The organism is Pseudoalteromonas sp. SG45-5, assembly GCF_014164085.1.
GTDB classification, from domain to species: domain Bacteria; phylum Pseudomonadota; class Gammaproteobacteria; order Enterobacterales; family Alteromonadaceae; genus Pseudoalteromonas; species Pseudoalteromonas aliena.
Map to the genome: position 1 here is coordinate 1 of NZ_JACJEM010000129.1, position 925 is coordinate 925.

Consider the following 925-nt stretch of genomic DNA (forward strand, 5'->3'; position numbering starts at 1 on the left):
CAAACTCCCACTTTATATTCTGCATAAAATACAGTAATCGATTGAACCAAAATAGGAACTCAGCTATGGTTAGTTTATCAATAAAAATAAATAAAAAAACGAGTTAATCTACAGGCTCGTTAGGCTATATATTTCGACCATCGCACTCCGAGGATAAACATGACTGAAAATCAGTTAAAAAAATTGAAATACTACGTGATTGCAATTACCGTATTATTCGTAGCTGGACACCTGTGGTGGGAGCATTTAAATGGTGGAATATTGAGCCATCACTTAATGCACCATTCTGATTATCCTGCAATATCAAACTGGTGGGGGCTATTAATTCTCCCACTCTTAGCGTGGCTTTCTATAGCGCGCATAGAAAAACGTACAATTTTTCAATCTGGTGACTCACCAGTAAAAGAAAAAATTTCAAGAGGAATACTTATTGGTTTTTTCGGCATGCTGATTTTAAGTTTTGTGCAGTCATTCAGCTTTAGTGTCGGCTACGAAAACGTTGCAATATACTTGTCTTTAGGCTTGCTAGTAGTCGGGTTGTTCCTCCCCATATACAGATCGGAATGTATTTTTGGTTATGTATTTGGTTCAATAATTTTTACTGGAGCAATAATTCCGCTTATAGGTATATTAATAGTAGGAGCAATTTCGTTGTTTTCTCACGCATGTATAAAACCATTAGCTTTGCGATTTATTAAAGTTATTAGGGCTCAACCGCAGTAGTTTAGCCTAACAAGGGTTTTCAAGTCGGACAAATTACAGTTGGCTTTTTGTTCGTGCCTCACTTATTTTAGCCAACAGCAATTTGCCGCTTAAAACGGCGTTGAGGCTGTAGAATTACTCTTTTTAGGAACGTATTCTACTATTTTAAATTGATTGCTTTTTAACCTTGAACCCATCCGTTCGCTGTGATCTAATAGATATT

Annotated in this window: 1 protein-coding gene; it reads left to right on the plus strand. The window is 36.3% G+C overall.

Going from position 1 to position 925, the window contains the following annotated elements; translation table 11 throughout:
• Window positions 1–159 precede the first annotated feature (159 nt).
• Window positions 160–723 (plus strand): hypothetical protein, encoded by a 564-nt coding sequence (locus H5119_RS19940; RefSeq protein ID WP_182703471.1) that lies wholly within the window; start codon window positions 160–162, stop codon window positions 721–723.
• The last annotated feature ends 202 nt before the right edge of the window (window positions 724–925 follow it).

Excerpts from the sequence above, each read along its gene's own strand:
- H5119_RS19940 (WP_182703471.1), top strand. The coding sequence starts at position 160 with ATGACTGAAAATCAGTTAAAAAAATTGAAATACTACGTGATTGCAATT.